A 21,909-nucleotide genomic window follows, 5' to 3' on the forward strand; every position below is an offset into this window, starting at 1 on the left:
GTCACCAGTCCTCGTGGTCGTCGGCGATGTCCGGATCGTCGTCCACCGGCTCAAGCCGACGGCCCTCCATCGCCGCGACGTCCTCATCCGAGAGGTCGGGCGTCTCCACCACGGCCTGAGGCAGCGACCTCGCATGGTTGACGCCGTCGGGCAGCAGGATCGCCCGGGCCTGCCCGGCCAGGATCACCGAACCCGCGATGAGGATGCCGGCCCCCGGACCGCTGGCATCGGCGATCCGGATCGCCCGCTCGATCGCCTCGGAGACGGTCGGTTCGACGTCCAGATGCTCGGCATCCCAGTGGGCCGACGCCTTGTCGGCCAGCTCGTCGACCGGCAGCGCCCTGGACAGCTCCGGCATCGTGGTGACGACCACGTGGTCCACGTCCTCGGCCATCTCCGACAGCACGCCGTCGATGTCCTTGTCCCGCATCGCCGCGACCACCGCGATGAGGGGATGAAGGTCGAAGGACTCGCGCAGGCCCGCCATCGCCGAGCCGGCGCCGTGCGGATTGTGGAAGGTGTCGAGGATGATCGTCGGAGAACGGCGCACCACCTCGAGACGGGCCTCGGCATGAACCTGCGACAGACCCTGCTCGATGATCGCCGGGCTCAGAGGCTTGCCACCCAGGAAGGCCTCCACGGCGGCCACAGCCTGCGCGGCGTTGTGAGCCATGTGCTCGCCGAACAGCGGCAGATACAGCTCGCCGAGGGGCCCGGCGGCCTCCTCGATCCTGATCACCTGACCGCCCAGCGCGGGGCGCCGCTCGAGCAGGGCGTAGTCGGGCCCTTCGAGGACCGGCTGCACCCCGACGTCGGTGCACTGAGCCAGCAGCACAGCAGCGGCCTCCGGCTTCTGCCCGGCGATGACGGCACGCGACCCGGCCTTGATGATCCCCGCCTTCTCGGCGGCGATCTTGTCGAGGGTGTCGCCGAGGATGTGCATGTGGTCCATCGCCACCGGGGTGATGACAGCGACCTGGGCATCGGCCACATTCGTGGCATCCCAGCGCCCCCCCAGGCCCACCTCGATCACTGCGACATCCACCGGAGCATCGGCGAAGGCCGCGAACGCCATGGCCGTGATGACCTCGAAGAAGGTCATCTCGATACCGTCGATCCGTTGCGCATCAACCATCTGCACCATCGGGGAGACCTGCTCCCAGACGCTGTCGAAGGTCTCGACGCTGATCGGCTCGCCGTCGATGCAGATCCGCTCGCGCACATCAACAAGATGGGGCGACGAGTACCGGCCCACCCGAAGCCCGGCGGCGCGCAGCAGCGCCTCGATCATGATCGCCGTCGAACCCTTGCCATTGGTGCCGGCGATCTGGATCACCGGACAGGCGCTCTCGGGACTGCCCAGCAGATCGAGGAGAGCCTTCTCGCGCCCCAGACCCGGTCCGATCCGGTTCTCGGGCCAACGGACCTGCAGCGCGGCCGCCAGCCGGTCGTGGGCGGACCGGTCGGAGTCGATGTCGCTCAATAGATGACCTCTCCGCTGCGGCGACGCTCCCGCAGGCTCTCCAGAGCCTCCGCGAGGATGGCTGCCGCCTCCTCATCGCTGCGGCGCTCCTTGACGTAGGCCAGATGGGTCTTGTACGGCGTGATCTTCGGCGGAGGCGGCGGATTCTTGGAGTCCCGATTGGCCGGATACCCGCACTTGGGGCAGTCCCAGGTGTCAGGGATCTGCGCGTCGACCGAGAAGACCGGCCGGATCACGTGGTGATTCGCGCAGTAGTAGGTCACGACCTCCCGGGGCGCGGACTCCCCCCGCTCGGCCTCTCCCATCGGGCCCGCACCGACCCGACTTCCTCGAATGGCGTTACCACCGGCCACGTCCTTGCACTCTCCTCGTCATGAGATGGAGGGCGGCCGTCAGTCGGCCGTCCGATCGTCATCCCGGAACCACTGTGCCCCGGTACCGACGTTGCGGGCGCTCTCGGTGGCGCCCGCCCGCGACTCACACGCCGTAGCGATACACCGCCAGCAGGGCGATGATGCAGGCGACCCAGACCACGCCGACGATCACTGTGAGGCGATCGAGATTGCGCTCAGCGACCGAATGACCGCCCATCGATGTGGAGACTCCCCCGCCGAACAGGTCGGACAGTCCGCCGCCCTTGCTCTTGTGGAGAAGCACGAAGAGAGTGAGGATCACACTGATCACACACAGGACGATCGACAGAGTCATCACAGGCCATGTCATGAGCGGCGCGGAAATCACGTGGTACACCCTAACTCACATATTTCAGGCGGAGGGACGACCCCCCTGCACCCCTCGGGCGATGGCATCCACATCGGTCGAGTCTGTATCGCCGGCCACGCACTGCATCCCGGATCTGTTTCCGCGCTCGACCAGAAGGCGCTCGCTCCTCCCCGAACGGGTCAGGACAGCAGGGCGCCCCGGGCCTTGCGGCCCGGGGCACCCGCGAATCTCGACCTCTGAGAAATGATCTCAGGGATCGATCACTTCTGGTAGAAGGTCACGATCTCGGTGAAGTCGCCGGGCTTGAGCGAGGCACCGCCCACCAGCGCGCCGTCGATATCGGGCTTGCCCATGATCTCGACGACATTGCCGGCCTTGACCGAGCCGCCGTACTGAATCCGCACGGCCTCGGCGGTCGGGGCGTCGTAGAGCTCCTCGACGGCCTTGCGGATGGCCCCGCAGACCTCCTGGGCGTCGTCGGCCGTGGCGGTCTCGCCCGTACCGATGGCCCAGATGGGCTCGTAGGCGATGACCAGCTTGGCGACGTCGGCGGAATCGATCCCGGCCAGGTCGGCCTTGATCTGGCCGACGGTGTGCTCGACGTGCTTGCCGGCCTTGCGGACGTCAAGGGCCTCGCCGCAGCAGATGATCGGGGTCATGCCGTGCTCGATGGTCTTCTTCGCCTTGGCGTTGACCAGCTCGTCGGACTCGGCATGGTACTCACGGCGCTCGGAGTGGCCGACCACCACGTAGCTGCAGCCCAGCGCGGCCAGCATCGCACCCGACACCTCGCCGGTGTAGGCACCGTCCTCGTTCGCGGAGATGTCCTGTGCTCCCCAGACCAGCGGGAGCTTGTCACCCTCCACCAGCACCTGGACGGAGCGGATGTCGGTGAACGGGGGGATGACGACGGCCTCGGTGGAGGCGGGATCGTAATCCTTGTCCACCAGTGCCGAACCCAGGTCCTGGACGAGCTGGACCGCCGCGAGGTGGTCCTTGTTCATCTTCCAGTTCCCGGCCATGATCGGGGTACGCGACATCAGTTGTTCTCCTTCAGCACAGCGATTCCGGGCAGTTCCTTGCCCTCCATGAGCTCCAGCGAGGCGCCACCGCCCGTGGAGATGTGACCGAACTGGTCATCGGCGAAGCCCAGCGAGCGGACGGCCGAGGCGGAGTCGCCGCCGCCGACCACTGACAGGCCCTTGACCTCGGTGAGGGCCTGCGCCACCGCGCGGGTGCCCTCCTCCAGGCCCTTGATCTCGAAGACGCCCATCGGGCCGTTCCAGAAGACGCTGGAGGCGCTCCTGACGGCGTCGGCGTACAGCTTCTCGGTGTCGGGGCCGATATCCAGACCCATCTTGCCGGCGGGCATCGCGTCGGCAGACACGACGTCGACCTGGCCGACGGTGTGAGCGCCGAAATCGACGTCATCGGAGACCCGCACGTCGACCGGCAGCAGGATCTTCTTGCCGGCCGCCTCAGCCTGGGCCAGGTAGCCCTTGACGGCATCGATCGAGTCGTCGTCGACCAGCGAGGTGCCGACCTCGTGGCCCTGGGCCTTGATGAAGGTGAAGGCCATGCCACCGCCGATCACCAGGGTGTCGGCGATCTTCAGGAGGTTGTCGATGACGGCCAGCTTGTCGGCGACCTTGGCGCCGCCCAGCACCACTGCGAAGGGGCGCTTCGGATCGGCGGTGAGGCCTTCGAGGACCTCGACCTCCTTGGCCACCAGGGATCCGGCGGCATTCGGCAGCAGCTTGGCCAGGTCGTAGACCGAGGCCTGCTTGCGATGCACCACGCCGAAACCATTGGACACGAAGTAGTCGCCGAAGGCGGCGTACTTCTTGGCCAGCTCGACGCGTTCGGCCTCGTCCTTGGAGGTCTCGGCCTTCTCGAATCGGACGTTCTCGACCAGGGCGATGTCCCCGTCACCCAGGGAGGCGGAGGTCTCCTGGGCCGAGGGGCCCACCACGTCGGCGGCCAGCTTGACGTCGAGCCCCATCAGCTCGCCGAGCCGCTTGGCCACCGGGGCCAGCGAGTACGTGGGATTCACCTCGCCCTTCGGGCGGCCGAGGTGGGCCAGGATGGTGGTCCGGGCGCCGGCCCGGTGGAGCTGCTCCAGGGTCGGCAGGGCGGCCTTGATGCGGCCGTCGTCGGTGATGGTCTCGCCGTCCAGCGGGACATTGAAATCGCAGCGGATGACAACCCGCTTGCCTGACAGGTCGCCGAGGTCCTCAACTGACTTCATGGACGATCCTTTCTGTGGAGGTTCTGAGATGGCCGACAGGAGGGCCGGCCGGGCACGAGCGACGGCCCCGTGCCCCGCAGGGGGCACGGGGCCGTCGTTGCGATCACGCCGTGGCGTTCAGCGGACTCAGGCCAGCTTCTCGGCGACGAGCTCGGTGAGGTCGACGAGACGGTTCGAGTAGCCCCACTCGTTGTCGTACCAGGAGAGCACCTTGACCAGGTTTCCGATGACCTTGGTCTCGGTGGCGTCGAAGACGCTGGAGTGCGCATCGCCCTGGATGTCGGTCGAGACGATCGGATCCTCGGTGTACGCCAGGATGCCCTTGAGCTCGCCCTCGGCGGCCTTCTTGACGGCGGCCTTGACGGCGTCGACGGTGACCTCCTTGGAGGCCTCGAAGGTGAGGTCGGTCAGGGAGCCGGTCGGGGTCGGGACGCGCACGGCCAGACCGTCGAACTTGCCCTTGAGCTCCGGGATCACCAGGGCGACGGCCTGTGCAGCGCCGGTCTTGGTGGGGATCATGTTCAGAGCAGCGGCGCGGGCGCGACGAAGATCGCTGTGCGGGGCGTCGAGCAGGCGCTGATCGCCGGTGTAGGAGTGGATGGTGGTCATGATGCCGCGCTCGATGCCGAACTCGTCGTTGAGCACCTTCGCCAGCGGAGCCAGGCAGTTGGTGGTGCAGGACGCGTTCGAGATGATGTTGTGCGTGGCGTTGTCGTAGTCGCCGTCGTTGACACCGATCACGAAGGTGCCGTCGACATTCTTGCCGGGGGCCGAGATGACGACCTTCTTGGCGCCGCCGTCGATGTGGGCCTTGGCCTTGGTCCCGTCGGTGAAGAAGCCGGTGGACTCCACGACGACCTCGACACCGAGATCACCCCAGGGCAGATCACCCGGGTTGCGCTCGGCGAGCACCTTGATGTGCTTGCCGTCGACGACGATGCCCTCGTCGTCGTAGGTCACCTCACCGGGGAAACGACCCAGCAGCGAGTCGTACTTGAGCAGGTGGGCCAGGGTCTTGTTGTCGGTCAGGTCGTTGACGGCCACGACATCCAGGTCCGCCTTCTGCTCGAGCAGAGCACGGAAGAAGTTGCGGCCGATGCGGCCGAACCCGTTGATACCAACCTTGACGGTCATACAGGGATCTCCTACAGATGGGGTGAGTGCCCCGAGGGGCACGCGGACGCCACCAAGAATAACCAAATCCACCCCCGGGCGGGAGATCAGGGTGGTTTTTCCCACGACCACATGCTCCGTCGGCCCCGAACGTGCAGAGGCCCTGCCGTCGTGGCGGACCCACGTGCAGCGGTCACCCGGCCCGGATATCAGCCCCGGTCCTCGCGCGCCTCCGGGGGCAGGGACTCCACGGTGGTCGGCACCCCCCGGACGTCCGCGGCCTTGTCCGCCATCGCCAGAAGCCGACGGATCCGTCCGGCGATGGCATCCTTCGTCAACGGCGGCTGGTGCAGTCGGCCGAGTTCCTCGAGGCTGGCGTTGCGATTCTCCAGGCGCAGCTTCCCGGCCGCCATGAGGTGGTCCGGGACGTCGACGCCCAGGATCTCCAGGGCGCGCTCCACCCGGGCGCTGGCCGTCACCGCGGCCCGCGCGGACCGGCGCAGGTTCGCATCATCGAAATTGGCCAGCCGATTGGCCGAGGCCCGCACCTCGCGGCGCAGCCTCCGATCCTCCCAGGCCAGCAGAGACTCGTGAGCCCCCATCTGGGTGAGCATCGCCGCGATGGCGTCACCATCCCGGATCACCACCCGGTTGAGCTGACGGACCTGCCGCGACTTCGCCGAGATATCGAGCCGCCGGGCCGCGCCGACCAGGGCCAGCGACGCCTCCGCCCCGGGGGCCGTGACCTCCATCGCCATCGACCGCCCGGGCTCGGTCAGGGAGCCCCGCGCCAGGAAGGCTCCCCGCCAGGCCGCCGCCTGGCAGCACTGACCGCCGCCGACCACCGGAACCGGAAGACCGCGCACCGGCATCCCCCGCCGGTCGAGGAGTCCGGTGAGGCGGGCGAGATCGCCGCCCCCACGCACCAGCCGAAGCACATACCGGGTGTTCCTGTGCAGGCCGGAGCCGTGTACCACGACCACCTCGGCATCCAGATTGTAGATCTCCGAGATGGCCTGGCGCAGACGTCTGGCCGCACCGCCCGTGTCGAGTTCGGCCTCGATGACCACATGACCCTGAACCAGATGGATCCCCCCGGCGAACCGCAGCGTCGTCGCGATCTCCGAACGTCGGCAGCACAGCTTCGGCGCCATCACGATCGAGAGCTCCGACTTCACTCGGGTGGTGAGAGCCATCTGATGTGTACCTCTTTCAATAGCAGTGATGCCGTGGGCCTGATCCGCACCGGATCGTCGCTCAGTGTGGCACCGATCCCATGATCTCGGCATAGGCGGAGGCCAACCGTAGCGTGTCATGACGGGCTGACCCGTCCCTGGCGGCCATGTCCGCCTCAATCAGTTCCGCGCCGAGATTACGGGCATAGGAGACCAGGTGGGTGTCACTTCCGGCGAACACCCGGTCGGCGAGGATCGTGTCGAACCGGATCCTGGGCTCATGCTCGGCGAGCACCTCGATGTGGCGGGCGGGGCTGAACCCGTCCGTCTCATCGGCCGGAGCGATGTTGAGAGTGAGGATCTTGTGCGCCCGCGACTCGATGATCGCGTCGGCGATCTCGGGCACCAGCAGATGGGGTATCACCGAGGTGAACCAGGACCCCGGCCCCAGGACGAGGTAGTCGGCGTCGCGGATCGCCTCGATCGCCTGCGGGCACGCGGCCGGGTTCTCCGGCTCCAGATGGACGGTGAGCACCTCGGCACGGGTCTTCGCCACGGTGGACTGCCCGGTCAGCGTGTACGTCTCGTCGGGACGCAGCGGATCCAGACCGATGACCTCCGCCGAGATGTCCAGCGGGACGAGGCACATCGGCAGCACCCGGCCGCGGGTACCCAGCAGCTCTCCGACCATGTCGAGACCGGCGACCGGGTCCCCGAGCTCCTGCCAGAGGCCCGCTATGAGCAGATTGCCGATCGCATGCCCGGCCAGCTCCCCCTCGCCACCGAACCGTGCCTGGAGGACCTCCGCCCAGGTTCGCCCGACCCGGTCGTCGGCGCACAGCGCCGCGAGTGCACGACGCAGGTCGCCCGGCGGCAGGCATGCGAACTCGTCGCGCAACCGGCCCGACGACCCCCCGTTGTCGGCCACCGTCACAATCGCATTGATCCGGGAGGTGACCCTTCTGAGGGCCCGCAGCGATGCGGCCAGCCCATGACCGCCGCCGAAAGCGGTCACCACGGGGCCTCCCGTGTAGTCATGGCCGTCCGCGGGATACCCACCCGGATGCTCCCCGGTCCCCGTCGGCCCCGGCGACCCGATGATCCCTGCCACGCTCACTCCCTCCCAAGATCGCGATGCAGGACTGTCGCCCGGCGCCCCCTTGAGCGCAGCCGCCGAGCCAGTTCCTCCGCCGTGGCGGTGCTCCGATGCTTTCCGCCGGTGCAGCCGATGGCAACTGTGACCTGCTTCTTCCCCTCCCGAAGATATCCCGATTCCATACCTTCCAGCAGCTCGTCGACCCGGGCGATGAACTCCCGGGCCCCGGGCTGGGCCAGCACGTAGGAGGAGACGTCGGAGGACAGACCGGTCTTGGGCCTCAGCTCCGGGACCCAGTAGGGATTCGGCAGGAAGCGGACGTCGAAGACCAGATCGGCGTCGATCGGCACGCCACGTTTGAACCCGAAGGACATCAGCTGGAAGGTGAGACCGGTCTCACCGTCCCCATAGGCGTGGTCGATGCGCTGGGCGAGCTGGCGGGTGGTGATACCGGTGGTGTCGATCACCAGGTCCGCGGCGGCCCGCAGCACCGAGAGCATGCGCCGCTCCAGCGCCACCGCCTCCAGAAGGTGTCCGCCGTGCTGCAGCGGCAGCGGGCGACGACTCGACTCCTGGCGCTTGACGATGGTCTCGTCCGAGGCCTCCAGGAAGACCGTCTCAGGGTTGATGCCGCGCAGTGCGACATCGCGCAAGGACCTGCCGACCTGTTCGAACATGCCCCGGGTGCGCACGTCGAGCACGACCGCCAGACGGTCGATGCCGTTCGAGGAGACCTCGTCGACAAGCAGCCCGAGCATCGCAGGAGGCAGATTGTCGACGACGTACCAGCCGAGATCCTCCATCGCATGAGCGGCGGTCCGGCGTCCGGCACCGGAGACCCCGGTGATGATGACCACGCGCGGCGGGACGGGGCTGGTGTCTTGACTGCTCACGATCCCATCGTATGGCCGCCGGGAGGATCATCCTCCAGGATCTCCCCGGTCGCGGTGTTGACGGCCGGTTCCGGCTTGTCCGCCGCGAGCGCGGCGACAACCGCGGATGCCAGAACCGGCCCGAATCCGGGCACCTGCGCGATCTCGCCGGCATCGGCGCGCCGCAGGGCCTTCAGCGATCCGAAATGGCTGAGGAGGGCCTTGCGTCTCGTCTCGCCCAGTCCCGGGACGTCGTCGAGCAGTGACTCGACCATCGCCTTGGACCGCCTCGACCGGTGGAAGGTGATGGCGAATCTGTGGGCCTCGTCGCGCAGCCGCTGGAGAAGGTACAGGCCCTCCGAGGTGCGCGGCAGGATCACCGGCCACTCCTCGTCCGGCATCCAGACCTCCTCAAGTCGTTTCGCCAGTCCGCACAGCGCGATCTCCTCGCTCAGCCCGAACTCCTCGAGCACCTCCTGGGCGGCATGCACCTGGGGTGCGCCGCCGTCCACCACGATGAGGTGGGGGGCGTAGGCGAACCTGCGGGGGGCGCCGGTGGTCGGGTCGACCAACGATCCGGTCTCCCCGTCGCCCACCTCCTCGGCCATCGCCTCGCGATCCTCCACCAGGCGCCTCAGACGCCGGGACAGCACCTCGTGCATCGCAGCGAAGTCGTCGGAACCCTCGAAGCTCTTGATGATGAATCGCCGGTACTCCGACTTGCGGGGCATACCGTCCTCGAAGACCACCATCGAGCCGACCACCTGGCGGCCCTGGATGTGAGAGATGTCGTAGGACTCCATCCGCAGCGGGGCGCGATCCAGGCCCAGCGCCTCCTGGATCTCCTCCAGAGCCCGGGTGCGGGTGGCCAGGTCTGAGGCGCGCTTCAGCTTGTGCTGGGCCAGTGTCTCCTCGGCGTTGCGGGTGACGGTGTCCATCAGGGTGCGCTTGTCCCCTCTTCGGGGGACACGGATCTCGACCCGGGATCCGCGGGCCTCGCTGAGCAGGTCGGTCAGCGCGTCAAGGGATGCCGGCTCGTGCGAGACCAGAACCTGGCGAGGGACCGCGGGCCCCTCCCCCGACTCGCGTACCTCCCCGCGGGTCACGTCACCGGCGCCGTAGAGCTGGAGCAGGAAGTGCTCCATGAGGTCGGCGTCCTCTGCAGCATCGGCGCGATCGGCCACCCATCCTCGCTCCCCCCGCACCCTGCCGGCGCGGACGTGGAAGATCTTGACGGCCACCTCGAGAGGGTCCAGCGCCAGGGCGATGACGTCGGCATCGGTACCGTCGCCCAGGACGATGGCGTTGCGCTGGGTGGCCTTGTCGAGGGCCCCCAGGGAATCGCGCAGCACGGCGGCCCGCTCGAACTCCAGATTCTCGGCGGCCTGCTCCATCTGCCTCTCGATACGATGCACCAGCCCGGTCGAGCGACCGGCCATGAAGGCGCAGAAATCATCGGCGATCGCCCGGTGCGCCTCCGGGCTGATACGGCCCACGCAGGGCGCCGAGCACTTGCCGATGTAGCCGAGCAGGCACGGCCTGCCCTGTGTCCTCGCACGATTGAAGACGCCCGTCGAGCAGGACCTCATCGGGAAGACCCTCAGCAGGGTCTCCATGGTGTCGCGGATCGCCCAGGCCTGGCCGAAGGGGCCGAAATAGCGCCAGTCCTTGCGATGGGCGCCGCGCCCCACGAAGACCCTGGGAATCTCATCGGACCAGGTGACGCACAACCACGGGTAGGTCTTGTCGTCGCGGTACATGACGTTGAACCGCGGGTCGTACTCCTTGATCCAGGTGTATTCGAGCTGCAGCGACTCCAATTCGTTCTGCACCACCGTCCACTGCACATGGGCGGCGGTGGTGACCATCCGCTGGGTGCGCGGGTGGAGTGCCGAGATGTCCTGGAAATAGGAGTTCAACCGATTGCGCAGGTTCTTGGCCTTACCGACGTAGATCACCTGGCCGTGCTCGTCGCTGAACCGGTAGACCCCCGGCTCGGTGGGGATGGTGCCCGGCGCAGGACGGTAGGTGGACGGATCAGGCATATACACATCCTAAGAGGAAGGGACGACCCTTCCTCGCTCGCGCAAGCGCTCGCTCCTCCCCGAGCGGGTCAGGTCCGCAACCGCGTCCGGCAAGCCCGTCCCGATACGCTGTCGACGTGCATCTGCTGTTGATCCGTCATGCCCAGTCCGCCAACAACGCCCTGGTCACCGAGGACGCCGACCATCCCGAGAACTACCTGAGCACGAGGGTCGCCGACCCGCCGATCACCCAGCTGGGGATCAGACAGGCCGAGGCACTGGGTGCCTGGATCGGCGGTGTCGACCCGCATCCCACCCGTCTCTACTGCTCGCCGATGAGGCGCACCATCGAGACCGCCGCACCGGTCGCCACGGCTCTGGACCTCCCGCTGGTCGTCGAGGACTTCCTCTACGAGCGCCCGGGGCCCACCGACTGGAACGGCCACGGGTTCAGCGCGGTTCCCGGCACCGCGCGCAGCGAACTGGCCTCCATCACCGGCCACGTGGTGTTTCCCGACACCGTCACCGAGCAGGGCTGGTACTCCGGCGATGTGGAGACCACCCAGCAGGCGGCCGCCCGCGCGGCCCGCATCCGCGACTGGGTGCTCGAGGCGCACGAACCGGACGACGTCGTGGCGATCGTGGCGCACGGCGCGATCGGAGCGCTGATCCTCTCGGCGATCCTGTCCCCGCAGCGACAGGAGAGCCTCGGCGGATACGCGGCCGGCACGGAGCCGTGGTGGTTCAATCTGGCGAACACCTCCACCTCCATGATCGAGATGGGGCCCCGAGGCATCACCGAGGTGCACTGGATCAACCGTGTCGACCACCTGATCGTCGCAGGCCTCGTTGCGGGCGCCAGCGCTCATGCCACGGGAAATCCGGGCACCCGTTGATGCCGGGGTCCACAATTGGCCTCACCTGATCTGTCAGCACCGAACGGGGGCCCTCCCATGTCACCCACCAGACGCGAGTTGCCCAGACGCGAATTACTCAGAACCACTCTGGGCCTGGCCGCACTCGCCACCGGAGCCGGCCTCGCCGCGTGTTCCGGGGACGAGGCCGGCCAAGGAGTCTCATCGACCGCCGGCCCCGCCTCCGTCGCCGCGTCCAAGGTTCCGATCGGCGGCGGGATCGTCCTCGAGGGCAAGAGATACGTCGTCACCCAGCCGTCCAAGGGAACGTACCGGGCCTTCAGCTCAGTGTGCCCGCACGCCGGCTGCAACGTCTCGGCGGTGCGCGACGGCCTCATCGTCTGCCCCTGCCATGACTCCCACTTCAAGATCGCTGACGGCTCGGTGGCCCAGGGGCCGGCCACCAAGGGCCTCACCGCGGCGACCGTGTCGGTCGACGGGTCCGATCTGAAGGTCAGCGCCTGAACCCCAGCGCCATCTGCCGGTTGATCTCAGGGTTCTTCGGAACAGACGGCCTCGGCATCACGCCGCCTTGACCAGTGAGATCAGGAGGCCCTCCGCGACCTGGCTTCAGCCGCCCCGGGCTTCCTGTCCGCTGCGACCGCCTTCTTCTTACGGCTCCCCTTCGCCGCCCTGCCCTTCGCCCTGCCCGGTGACTTCGCGTCCTCCGGGGCCGCGACGAGGGCCGGCTGCTCCCCCACCGGCACCTCCCTACCCTCCAGCGCCTCCTTGAGGAACTGTCCGGTGTAGGAGCCAGGATCGGCAGCCACCTCCTCAGGGGTTCCCTCGACGACGACCGTGCCTCCGCCCGAACCTCCTTCCGGACCCATGTCGATGAGCCAGTCCGCCGTCTTGATGACGTCGAGATTGTGTTCGATGACGACCACCGAGTTGCCCTGGTCGACCAGTCGGCCGAGCACCCCCAGAAGCTTGCGGATGTCCTCGAAGTGCAGGCCGGTGGTGGGTTCGTCGAGCACATACATGGTGTTGCCGGTGGACCGGCGCTGCAGCTCGGAGGCCAGCTTGACCCGCTGCGCCTCTCCCCCGGACAGGGTGGTGGCCGGCTGTCCGAGCCGGACGTAGCCGAGCCCCACCTCCACCAGGGTCTTGAGATGGCGATGGATCGCGCTGATCGGCTCGAAGAACTCGCAGGCCTCCTCGATGGGCATGTCGAGCACCTCGGCGATCGTCCTCCCCTTGTAGTGGACCTCGAGGGTCTCACGGTTGTACCGGGCCCCGTGGCACACCTCGCAGGGCACGTAGACGTCCGGCAGGAAGTTCATCTCGATCTTGATGGTGCCGTCGCCCATGCAGTTCTCGCACCGGCCGCCCTTGATGTTGAAGGAGAACCGGCCCTGCTGATACCCGCGCACCTTCGCCTCGGGGGTCTGGGCGAAGAGCCCTCGGATCTTGTCGAAGACGCCGGTGTAGGTCGCCGGGTTGGATCTCGGGGTGCGTCCGATCGGGCTCTGGTCGACGTGGATCACCTTGTCCACATTCGACACCCCGTTGATCGTGTCATGCTTTCCGGCCACCGCCCGGGCCCCCTGGATCCGGTGGGCCAGTGATCGGTAGAGGATCTGGTTCACCAGCGTCGACTTGCCCGATCCGCTGACCCCGGTCACGACCACCAGCTGGCCGAGCGGGAAGGAGACGTCGATCCCCCGCAGGTTGTTCGCCCGGGCTCCGCGGACCACGACCTCGCGGCCGCTGCGGGGACGACGGTGCTCGGGCAGCGGAATGGATCTGCGCCCGGCCAGATAGGCGCCCGTGACCGAGTCAGCGCTCTCCAGGAGCTCCTTCACCGGCCCGGACACCACGACCCGGCCACCGTGCTCCCCGGCCCCGGGACCGACGTCGACCACCCAGTCGGCAACCCGGATGGTGTCCTCGTCGTGCTCGACGACGATCAGGGTGTTGCCGAGATCGCGCAGTCTCAGCAGGGTCTCGATCAATCGGCGGTTGTCGCGCTGGTGAAGGCCGATGGAGGGCTCGTCGAGCACGTAGAGCACCCCGACCAGGCCGGATCCGATCTGGGTGGCGAGTCTGATCCGCTGCGCCTCTCCGCCGGACAGCGATCCCGCCGAGCGGGAGAGGGTGAGATAGTCCAGGCCGACGTCGACCAGGAATCGCAGCCGGGCCCGGACCTCCTTGATGACCCTCTCGGAGATCTTGAGCTCGCGCGGCGTCATCTCCAGCCCGTCGAGGAAGACCGAGGCCTCACCGATCGACATGTCCGAGACCTCCGCGATCGAGCGCCCGCCGACCGTCACCGCCAGGCTGGAGGGCTTGAGACGTCGCCCGTGGCAGGCCGAGCAGGGGCTCTCACGCAGGTAGGCCCCCCACCTCGCCCGGGCCGAGTCGGTCTCGGCCTCGTCGAACCGGCGTCGCACGTAGTGAAGCGCCCCCTCGTAGTTCTGCGAGTAGCTGCGCACCCGGCCGAACCTGTTCCGGTAGCTGATCATCACCGGATCCCCGTCGCCGTGCAGCACCAGCGCCCGGGCCTGTTCCGGAAGATCCTGCCAGGCCAGCTCGGGGTCGAAGCCGTGATCACGGCCCAGGGACTCGAAGACGTGCCGGAAATGATTGGCGACCTGCGGGGTGGACCACGGAGCCACCGCCCCGTCGACCAGGCTGACGCCACGATCGGGGACCACCAGGTCGGCATCGACCTCGAGCGTGGTGCCCAGCCCGGAGCACTGGGGGCAGGCGCCCCATGGACCGTTGAATGAGAACTGCCGGGGCTCCAGCTCGTCCATGTCGATGTCGTGCTGGTTCGGGCAGGCCATCTTCTCGCTGAATCTGCGGGTACGGTCGCGTGCCTGCTGCTCGCGGTCCACGAAGTCGATCTCCACGACGCCGTGGGCCAGGCCCAGCGCCGCCTCCACAGACTCGGTGAGTCGCTGCTTGGCAGATTCCTTGACCGCGATCCGGTCGACCACCACCTCGATGTTGTGCTTGCGCTTCTTGTCGAGGGCGGGCGGATCGTCGAGTCGATGGACCTGGCCGTCCACCCGGACCCGCGTGTAGCCGTCGGTGACGAGCTGGCGGAACAGGTCGACGTACTCCCCCTTGCGGCCCTGAATGACCGGGGCGAGCACCTGGAAGCGGGTGCCGTCGTCGAGTGCCATCAGACGGTCGACGATCTGCTGCGGGGTCTGCCGGGAGACAGGTTCCCCGCACACCGGGCAGTGGGGCCTGCCGATACGCGCCCACAGCAGCCGCAGATAGTCGTGGATCTCGGTGATCGTGCCCACCGTCGACCGCGGGTTGCGTGAGGTGGACTTCTGATCGATCGACACCGCCGGCGAGAGCCCCTCGATGAAGTCGACGTCGGGCTTGTCCATCTGCCCCAGGAACTGGCGGGCGTAGGAGGACAGGGACTCGACATAACGGCGCTGCCCCTCCGCGAAGATGGTGTCGAAGGCCAACGACGACTTGCCCGATCCCGACAGACCGGTGAACACGATCATGGCGTCGCGCGGCAGCGAGAGGCTGACGTTGCGAAGGTTGTGCTCCCGGGCGCCCCGGACGATGATGCGATCACTCACGGGCTTCATGGTAGGGGCACCCTCCGACACTTCCGCCGCCGGTCCGCGAGTGGCGAACCTCACAGTTCCACCACCCCCCGGGTATCGGCTTCCGGCTTCGCCCACTACCGTGGATCGCATGACTTCACCGACGCGGACCGACTCGCTGACCATCAGCGGGGAGATGGCCGAGGTCCGCGCCGTCAAGCTCGAGGCGACCCAGCGCCTGCTCGGATCCGCCATGGGGGTCTCGGACGAGCAGTGGCAGTCTCCCAGTCACCTCCCCGGCTGGACCCGCGCCCACGTGGCCACCCATCTGGCCCGCAACGCCGATGCGCTGGCAGGTCTGGTCAAAGCCGTCTCCCGGGGGGAGCACCCGCCTCTCTACCCGTCGATCTCCGACCGCGACCGGGAGATCGAGCGGGGGTCGGAGCGTGGCGGCCTGGAACTCCAGATCGACCTGGACACCAGCGCCGGTCGCCTCCACGAGGCATTCGACCAGCTCATCTCGCTGAAGGGCCCCACACCGGTGGAACTGGCCGCAGGGGTGGTGGTCGACGCGACCCAGCTCCCGGCGGTGCGCCTGGCCGAGGTGCTGCTCCATCACGTCGATCTCGACGTCGGATTCGGTATGCGCGACATTTCCGGTCGCGCCGCCCGTTGGCTCCTCGAATGGGTGTGCTTCCGGCTGAAGCACCGGCCCGGCACACCGGCGATGCGGGTGCTCAGTTCATCCGGGCTCTCGGAACGGGTCGGCGGATCGGGATTCGCGACCACCATCCGCGGCGGGGACGCCGAGCTGGCCGGCTGGCTCTCGGGCCGTGATGGCACCGATGGCCTCAACGGCGCCGAGGCCATCGCCCTGCCCATCCTGGGCTGAACCTGAAGCCGCGGGCCCCGCCTCGTCGGATCGGCGATCAGCTGCCGGCCGCGTCGGCCCCGCGTCCCACCCGTCGGGAATGGATGATGCTTGTCACGGCTGTGACGAGCAGGGTCACCACGATGACTGCCAGCGACACCTCCACCGAGATCTCGGTGCGGACTCCGAACCATCTCTGGTCCAGACCGTAGTGATGGAGGGCGTGCAGGATGAGTTTGACCGAGATGAAACCGAGGATCACCGACAGCCCCAGCGGCAGGTAGACGAGCTTGTGGAGCAGGTTGCCGAGCAGGAAGTACAGCTGCCGCAGCCCCATCAGCGCGAACACATTGGCGGTGAAGATGAGGTAGGCCTCCCCGGTCAGCCCGTAGCTCGCCGGAATGGAGTCCAGCGCGAAGAGCAGGTCGGCGGTGCTCAGCGCCAGCACCACGATGAAGAGCGAGGTCGCGAGGATCTTGCCGTCCTCGCGTACGAACATCGCTGCGCCGCGGTAGTCGCCGGTGGCCGGCAGGTGCTTACGGACCCATCGCATCACGGCGTTGTCGCCCGCGTCCTCGTCCTCCGGAGTCTTGCGCAGGTAGTCGCGCACCAGGCCGATCGCCGAGTACAGCAGGAAGGCCCCGAACAGGAAGAACACCCAGGCCCAGGCGTTGAGGACGGCCTGCCCGAGTCCGATGAAGACTCCCCGGAACAGCAGTGCCACCATGATGCCCACCAGCAGGGTGAACTGCTGGAGGTAACCGGGGACCTTGAACTTCGTCATGAGGATGATGAATATGAACAGGTTGTCCAGCGACAGGCTGTACTCGGTCAACCAGACCGCGAAGAACTGTTTGCCGAACTCCCCGCCGGAGGCTCCGATCACTCCCAGTCCGAACAGCACCGCCAGCACGACGTACAGACCGATGAATGACACGCATTCCTTCATCGTCGGCATGTGCGGCCGACGTCCGAGGATCAGCGCATCGGCCAGCAGCAGTGCCACCATGATGACGATCGTGACTATCCAGATATAGGGGTGAACGTGCACCGGGCCTCCAGGGGTGGTTCAAGGTCCGGAGGTCTCGTCCGCCCCGCCGGCCTGGGTGGCCGGTGTGCCGGGACTGCGTGGCCGGGGCGCGATGGCGCGACCGTGGTGACGACCACAGCGTTCTCAGGAGTACTCCCCTCCAAGTGAGTAAGTCTGGCACTGCGACGGCCGTTCCGAAAACCGGGCGGCGGGGCTCTTGGCGCCTCAGGCCCCGGAACGCCTCATCTGGCGGCCTCCACCATCTGCCGCAACTCCTGTTTCAGATCGGCGATCTCGTCGCGCAGCCGAGCCGCGACCTCGAACTTGAGGTCCCCCGCGGCCTCGCGCATCTCGGCGCTCAGCTCGACGATGAGATCGCCGAGCTGGGATGCGGCCATCTTCGACGTGTCGAGACTGCGGCGGCCCTCCATTCCGGCGGCGTCCGAGGACGACCTGCCCCCGGTCACCGAGGACACCAGAGCGCTGGTGTCGGCCTCCTCGCGGGCCAGCATCTCGGTGATGTCGCCGATCTTCTTGCGCAGCGGCTGCGGGTCTATCCCGTGCTCGGTGTTGTACGCCATCTGGATCTCGCGGCGCCTGTTCGTCTCGTCGATCGCCACCCGCATCGAGTCGGTGATGGCGTCGGCGTACATGTGGACCTGCCCGTTCACATTCCGCGCCGCGCGGCCGACAGTCTGGATCAGGGACCGCTCCGACCGGAGGAAACCCTCCTTGTCGGCGTCGAGGATGGCGACCAGGGAGACCTCGGGAAGATCGAGTCCCTCGCGCAACAGGTTGATGCCGACAAGGACGTCGAACTCGCCCGTCCGCAGCTGCTTGAGCAGTTCGATGCGTTTGAGGGTGTCGATCTCGGAGTGCAGGTAGCGGGTCCTGATGCCGTGCTCCATGAGGTAGTCGGTGAGATCCTCGGCCATCTTCTTGGTGAGTGTCGTCACCAGGATCCGCTCCTGCTTGTCCACCCGGGTGCGGATCTCCCCCATCAGGTCGTCGATCTGGCCCTTGGTGGATTTCACGATGATCTCCGGGTCGATCAGCCCGGTGGGACGGATGATCTGCTCGACGACGCCGTCGGACCGTTCCTGCTCGTACGATCCGGGGGTGGCCGAGAGATACACCGTCTGGCCGATCCGGCGCACGAACTCGTCGAACTTGAGCGGTCGGTTGTCCATCGCGCTGGGCAGCCGGAAGCCGTGCTCCACCAGGGTGCGCTTGCGGCTCATGTCGCCCTCGTACATCCCGCCGATCTGCGGGATCGTCACATGGGACTCGTCGACCACCAGCAGGAAGTCCTCGGGAAAGTAGTCGAGGAGGCAGTTCGGGGCCGATCCGGGCTCGCGCCCGTCGATATGACGGGAGTAGTTCTCGATACCGGCACAGCTTCCCACCTGCCGCATCATCTCGACGTCGTAGTTCGTGCGCATCTTGAGCCGCTGGGCCTCCAGCAGCTTGCCGTCGCGTTCGAGGACCGCCAGACGGTCGGCCAGCTCGGCCTCGATGCCCCTGATGGCCCGCTCCATCCGCTCCGGGCCGGCGACGTAGTGGGTGGCCGGGAAGACGTAGACCTCCTGGTCCTCGCTGATCACCTCGCCGGTGAGCGGATGCAGCGTGGTGAGAGCCTCGATCTCGTCACCGAAGAACTCGACCCGCAGGGCGTTCTCCTCGTACATCGGGAAGATCTCCAGGGTGTCGCCCCGGACCCGGAAGGTGCCGCGCTCCCCGGCCAGGTCGTTGCGCACGTACTGCTCGGTGACCAGGGAGCGCAGCAGCTCATTGCGGTCCCACTCCTGGCCGACGCGCAGGGTCACCATCCGGTCGACGTACTCCTGGGGCGTGCCCAGGCCGTAGATGGCCGAGACGGTGGCCACCACGATGACGTCGCGGCGGGTGAGCAGCGAGTTGGTGGCCGAATGGCGCAGCCTCTCGACCTCCTCGTTGAGGCTGGAGTCCTTCTCGATGTAGGTGTCGCTCTGGGGGATGTACGCCTCGGGCTGGTAGTAGTCGTAGTACGAGACGAAGTACTCGACGGCGTTGTCGGGGAAGAAGGTGCGCAGCTCCTGGGCGAACTGCGCCGCCAGGGTCTTGTTCGGCTGCATCACCAGAATCGGACGCTGCACGCGTTCGGCCAGCCAGGCCACCGTGGCGGTCTTACCGGTGCCGGTGGCGCCGAGCAGCACGACGTCCTGCTCCCCGTTCGTCAGGCGCTCCTCCAGTTCGTCGATGGCCTTCGGCTGGTCGCCGGAGGGCTCGAAATCGCTGACGACGTGGAAGGGGGCGACACGACGAGTGAGATCAGTGACCGGACGCATGGACACCAGACTAGGCGCCTTCACGGACAGTTCTCTGACAGGAGAGACCGGATCGGGCAATCAGGACCACGACACCTCCTGGAGCCTTTCCCACAACCCATCGACGACGCCGGGCAGGGCGCTCAACGGCCCCGATGTGTCGATGACGATATCGGCCACGGCCAGTCTCTGCTCCCGGGTGGCCTGGGCCGAGAGCCTGGACCGCGCCTGGTCCTCGCTCATCCCGTCGCGCTCCATCGCTCTGCGGACCTGCTCGTCGGGATCGATATCGGTGACGATCACGACGTCGAAGCCGCCCACCAGATCGGCCTCGATGAGCAGCGGGACGTCGTGGACGACGACCTGCTGCGGAGGCGCCGAGGCCTCGCGGCGATCCGCCTCGGCCAGCACCAGCGGGTGGATGATCCCCTCCAGCCGCGCGCGCCCCGACGGATCGGCGAACACCAGCCCGGCCAGCGCCGCCCGGTCAAGCCCGCCGTCCTCGGCCACCACCTCCGACCCGAAGGTCTCCGCGACCAGTCTCAGCCCCTCTGTACCCGGCTCCACCACCTCGTGGGAGAGCCCGTCGTAGTCGACCAGCATGGCCCCGTGGCCGGCCAGCAGCCTCCCGACGGTCGACTTCCCGCTGGCGATCCCCCCTGTCAGGGCGATCCGGCGGCGTCGTCCCACTGCCGCGGGGACCGCGTGGTCCGGGCTCACGGATGCTCCTCCCAGAAGACGGGTGTGGGCCCCGTCCGGAAGCCCGGACGAGGCCCACACCGATGTGATCTCTCAGCGTTCCGCTCAGGCGCCGGTCAGCTTGTCGCGCAGAGCCTGCAGGGCCTCGTCGGAGGCCAGCGAACCCTCGCCCTCGGCGGGCTGCGAGGCGTAGCCCGCGGAAGAGCTGCTGGAGCTCGAGACCGTGGCGTCGTGCTCGGCCTCCTCGGCAGCGACGACCTGCTTCTTGTGAGCCTCCCAACGGGCCTGGGCCTCGGCGTACTGCTGCTCCCAGGCGATCCGCTGCTCGTCGTAGCCCGGCTTCCACTCGTTGGTCTCCGGATCGAAGCCCTCGGGGTAGATGTAGTTGCCGTCCTCGTCGTAGGAGGCGGTCATGCCGTACAGCGACGGGTCGAACTCGTCGGAGTCGACGTCGATGCCCTCGTTGGCCTGCTTGAGGGACAGCGAGATGCGACGACGGTCCAGGTCGATGTCGATGATCTTGACCATGACCTCCTGGCCGACCGAGACGATCTGCTCGGGCAGGTCGACGTGACGCTCAGCCAGTTCGGAGACGTGCACCAGGCCCTCGATGCCGTCCTCGACACGCACGAAGGCGCCGAAGGGAACGAGCTTGGTGACCTTGCCGGGCACGATCTGACCGATCTGGTGCAGGCGGGCGAAGGCCTGCCACGGATCCTCCTGGGTGGCCTTGAGTGACAGCGAGACGCGCTCGCGATCCATGTCGACGTCCAGCACCTCGACGGTGACCGGCTGACCGACCTCGACGACCTCGCTCGGGTGATCGATGTGCTTCCAGGACAGCTCGGAGACGTGCACCAGACCGTCCACCCCGCCCAGATCGACGAAAGCGCCGAAGTTGACGATGGAGGAGACGACGCCCTTGCGGATCTGGCCCTTCTGCAGCTGCTGCAGGAAGTTGTGACGCACCTCGGACTGGGTCTGCTCCAGCCAGGCGCGGCGCGACAGGACCACATTGTTGCGGTTCTTGTCGAGCTCGATGATCTTGGCCTCGATCTCCTGGCCCACGTAGGGCTGGAGGTCGCGGACGCGACGCATCTCGACCAGGGACGCCGGCAGGAAGCCACGCAGGCCGATGTCGACGATCAGGCCGCCCTTGACGACCTCGATGACGGTGCCGTTGACGACCCCGTCATCGTCCTTGATCTTCTCGATCGTGCCCCAGGCGCGCTCGTACTGGGCGCGCTTCTTGGACAGGATCAGACGACCCTCCTTGTCCTCCTTCTGCTGGACAAGAGCCTCGATCTCATCGCCGACCTGAACGACCTCGAAGGGGTCGACGTCGTGCTTGATGGAGAGTTCCTTGGAGGGGATGACGCCCTCGGTCTTGTAGCCGATATCGAGGAGAACCTCGTCCCGGTCGACCTTGACGACGGTGCCGGTGACTATGTCGCCGTCATTGAAATACTTGATGGTGGCGTCCACCGCGGCCATGAAGGCCTCAGGGCTGCCCAGGTCGTCAACGGTGACCGAGTCTTTCGCGGTCGCGGTGGCGGCAGTCTGCTGGTCGCTGGCGGCGACCGTGTTCGAGGTGGAGGCCTCAGTGGAGGAGGTCATGTAGTAGGGCTCCGATTGGTGTGTGATGTGCAAGCTCCGCACCATGTCCCCCACCGGTCCACGCCGACCGGACTGGCGGCCCGAGGTGCGGATCAGCGAACGTGACCTACTCCGTCTGAAGCCACGCAGGCCATAATGCAGAGTACACACTACCCCGGTGCGCAACAGACCGGCAAACGATGCCCGGTCACCTGCTGTCCACCTCGCCGCCACCTTCTTG

18 protein-coding genes are annotated in these 21,909 nt (G+C 67.4%); 3 read left to right on the plus strand and 15 right to left on the minus strand.

The window, feature by feature from the left end; translation table 11 throughout:
- Window position 1 precedes the first annotated feature (1 nt).
- From JS278_RS10075 to uvrC, 10 genes are all read right to left on the minus strand, one after another.
- Window positions 2-1,474, minus strand: coding sequence for a bifunctional folylpolyglutamate synthase/dihydrofolate synthase (locus tag JS278_RS10075; RefSeq protein ID WP_425451506.1), 1,473 nt, complete (start codon window positions 1,472-1,474; stop codon window positions 2-4).
- A 5-nt stretch (window positions 1,475-1,479) separates the two neighbouring features.
- Entirely contained in the window at window positions 1,480-1,788 is a 309-nt protein-coding gene (locus JS278_RS10080) for an RNA polymerase-binding protein RbpA (protein WP_245935081.1), read from the minus strand.
- A 172-nt stretch (window positions 1,789-1,960) separates the two neighbouring features.
- The gene (gene secG, locus JS278_RS10085) at window positions 1,961-2,206 is read right to left on the minus strand and encodes a preprotein translocase subunit SecG (RefSeq protein WP_114045064.1); all 246 of its coding nucleotides are present in this window, start codon (window positions 2,204-2,206) and stop codon (window positions 1,961-1,963) included.
- 260 nt (window positions 2,207-2,466) lie between these two features.
- Window positions 2,467-3,246, minus strand: a complete 780-nt coding sequence (gene tpiA / locus JS278_RS10090; RefSeq protein ID WP_114045066.1) for a triose-phosphate isomerase — start codon at window positions 3,244-3,246, stop codon at window positions 2,467-2,469.
- On the minus strand, window positions 3,246-4,454 hold the full coding sequence (locus JS278_RS10095; protein ID WP_114045068.1) for a phosphoglycerate kinase: 1,209 nt from the start codon (window positions 4,452-4,454) through the stop codon (window positions 3,246-3,248). The genes tpiA and JS278_RS10095 overlap by 1 nt, the downstream gene beginning before the upstream one ends.
- A 126-nt stretch (window positions 4,455-4,580) precedes the next feature.
- Entirely contained in the window at window positions 4,581-5,588 is a 1,008-nt protein-coding gene (gap, locus tag JS278_RS10100) for a type I glyceraldehyde-3-phosphate dehydrogenase (protein ID WP_114045070.1), read from the minus strand.
- A gap of 188 nt (window positions 5,589-5,776) precedes the next feature.
- Window positions 5,777-6,763: a DNA-binding protein WhiA gene (whiA, locus tag JS278_RS10105; RefSeq protein ID WP_114045072.1), complete on the minus strand. Its 987-nt coding sequence runs from the start codon at window positions 6,761-6,763 to the stop codon at window positions 5,777-5,779.
- A gap of 61 nt (window positions 6,764-6,824) precedes the next feature.
- Window positions 6,825-7,760, minus strand: coding sequence for a gluconeogenesis factor YvcK family protein (locus tag JS278_RS10110; protein ID WP_114046254.1), 936 nt, complete (start codon window positions 7,758-7,760; stop codon window positions 6,825-6,827).
- Window positions 7,761-7,855: 95 nt separating this feature from the next.
- On the minus strand, window positions 7,856-8,731 hold the full coding sequence (gene rapZ / locus JS278_RS10115) for an RNase adapter RapZ (protein ID WP_114045073.1): 876 nt from the start codon (window positions 8,729-8,731) through the stop codon (window positions 7,856-7,858).
- On the minus strand, window positions 8,728-10,755 hold the full coding sequence (gene uvrC, locus JS278_RS10120; protein ID WP_114045076.1) for an excinuclease ABC subunit UvrC: 2,028 nt from the start codon (window positions 10,753-10,755) through the stop codon (window positions 8,728-8,730). Before uvrC ends, rapZ begins: the two co-directional genes overlap by 4 nt.
- A gap of 116 nt (window positions 10,756-10,871) precedes the next feature.
- Between uvrC and JS278_RS10125 the strand changes: the two genes are divergently transcribed.
- The gene (locus tag JS278_RS10125) at window positions 10,872-11,630 is read left to right on the plus strand and encodes a histidine phosphatase family protein (protein ID WP_114045078.1); all 759 of its coding nucleotides are present in this window, start codon (window positions 10,872-10,874) and stop codon (window positions 11,628-11,630) included.
- Window positions 11,631-11,687: 57 nt separating this feature from the next.
- On the plus strand, window positions 11,688-12,113 hold the full coding sequence (locus tag JS278_RS10130; RefSeq protein ID WP_114045080.1) for a Rieske (2Fe-2S) protein: 426 nt from the start codon (window positions 11,688-11,690) through the stop codon (window positions 12,111-12,113).
- A gap of 80 nt (window positions 12,114-12,193) precedes the next feature.
- Here the strand turns inward: JS278_RS10130 and uvrA are convergent, their stop codons facing one another.
- Window positions 12,194-15,208 (minus strand): excinuclease ABC subunit UvrA, encoded by a 3,015-nt coding sequence (gene uvrA / locus JS278_RS10135; protein ID WP_114045082.1) that lies wholly within the window; start codon window positions 15,206-15,208, stop codon window positions 12,194-12,196.
- Window positions 15,209-15,419: 211 nt separating this feature from the next.
- Between uvrA and JS278_RS10140 the strand changes: the two genes are divergently transcribed.
- On the plus strand, window positions 15,420-16,058 hold the full coding sequence (locus JS278_RS10140) for a maleylpyruvate isomerase family mycothiol-dependent enzyme (RefSeq protein ID WP_245935307.1): 639 nt from the start codon (window positions 15,420-15,422) through the stop codon (window positions 16,056-16,058).
- Between the two features lie 37 nt (window positions 16,059-16,095).
- Here JS278_RS10140 and JS278_RS10145 read toward each other — a convergent pair whose 3' ends face one another.
- The 4 genes from JS278_RS10145 to rpsA all read right to left on the minus strand — a co-directional run bounded on the left by JS278_RS10145 (window position 16,096) and on the right by rpsA (window position 21,689).
- Window positions 16,096-17,088 carry a TerC/Alx family metal homeostasis membrane protein gene (locus tag JS278_RS10145; protein ID WP_114045084.1) on the minus strand — a complete coding sequence of 331 codons (993 nt, stop codon included), beginning with the start codon at window positions 17,086-17,088 and terminating at the stop codon, window positions 16,096-16,098.
- Between the two features lie 221 nt (window positions 17,089-17,309).
- Window positions 17,310-19,394, minus strand: coding sequence for an excinuclease ABC subunit UvrB (uvrB, locus tag JS278_RS10150; RefSeq protein ID WP_114045086.1), 2,085 nt, complete (start codon window positions 19,392-19,394; stop codon window positions 17,310-17,312).
- A gap of 60 nt (window positions 19,395-19,454) precedes the next feature.
- On the minus strand, window positions 19,455-20,093 hold the full coding sequence (gene coaE / locus JS278_RS10155) for a dephospho-CoA kinase (protein WP_245935082.1): 639 nt from the start codon (window positions 20,091-20,093) through the stop codon (window positions 19,455-19,457).
- 84 nt (window positions 20,094-20,177) lie between these two features.
- Window positions 20,178-21,689: a 30S ribosomal protein S1 gene (rpsA, locus tag JS278_RS10160; protein ID WP_114046257.1), complete on the minus strand. Its 1,512-nt coding sequence runs from the start codon at window positions 21,687-21,689 to the stop codon at window positions 20,178-20,180.
- Between the last annotated feature and the right edge of the window lie 220 nt (window positions 21,690-21,909).

The sequence above is a fragment of the Acidipropionibacterium virtanenii genome (assembly GCF_003325455.1).
GTDB lineage: Bacteria > Actinomycetota > Actinomycetes > Propionibacteriales > Propionibacteriaceae > Acidipropionibacterium > Acidipropionibacterium virtanenii.

What these genes read in the sequence shown, in the direction of transcription:
- JS278_RS10080 (WP_245935081.1), bottom strand. Translation starts at nt 1,788, where the DNA reads ATGGGAGAGGCCGAGCGGGGGGAGTCCGCGCCCCGGGAGGTCGTGACC.
- secG (WP_114045064.1), bottom strand. Translation starts at nt 2,206, where the DNA reads ATGACATGGCCTGTGATGACTCTGTCGATCGTCCTGTGTGTGATCAGT.
- tpiA (WP_114045066.1), bottom strand. Translation starts at nt 3,246, where the DNA reads ATGTCGCGTACCCCGATCATGGCCGGGAACTGGAAGATGAACAAGGAC.
- JS278_RS10095 (WP_114045068.1), bottom strand. Translation starts at nt 4,454, where the DNA reads ATGAAGTCAGTTGAGGACCTCGGCGACCTGTCAGGCAAGCGGGTTGTC.
- gap (WP_114045070.1), bottom strand. Translation starts at nt 5,588, where the DNA reads ATGACCGTCAAGGTTGGTATCAACGGGTTCGGCCGCATCGGCCGCAAC.
- whiA (WP_114045072.1), bottom strand. Translation starts at nt 6,763, where the DNA reads ATGGCTCTCACCACCCGAGTGAAGTCGGAGCTCTCGATCGTGATGGCG.
- uvrC (WP_114045076.1), bottom strand. Translation starts at nt 10,755, where the DNA reads ATGCCTGATCCGTCCACCTACCGTCCTGCGCCGGGCACCATCCCCACC.
- JS278_RS10130 (WP_114045080.1), top strand. Translation starts at nt 11,688, where the DNA reads ATGTCACCCACCAGACGCGAGTTGCCCAGACGCGAATTACTCAGAACC.
- uvrA (WP_114045082.1), bottom strand. Translation starts at nt 15,208, where the DNA reads ATGAAGCCCGTGAGTGATCGCATCATCGTCCGGGGCGCCCGGGAGCAC.
- JS278_RS10140 (WP_245935307.1), top strand. Translation starts at nt 15,420, where the DNA reads ATGGGGGTCTCGGACGAGCAGTGGCAGTCTCCCAGTCACCTCCCCGGC.
- uvrB (WP_114045086.1), bottom strand. Translation starts at nt 19,394, where the DNA reads ATGCGTCCGGTCACTGATCTCACTCGTCGTGTCGCCCCCTTCCACGTC.
- rpsA (WP_114046257.1), bottom strand. Translation starts at nt 21,689, where the DNA reads ATGACCTCCTCCACTGAGGCCTCCACCTCGAACACGGTCGCCGCCAGC.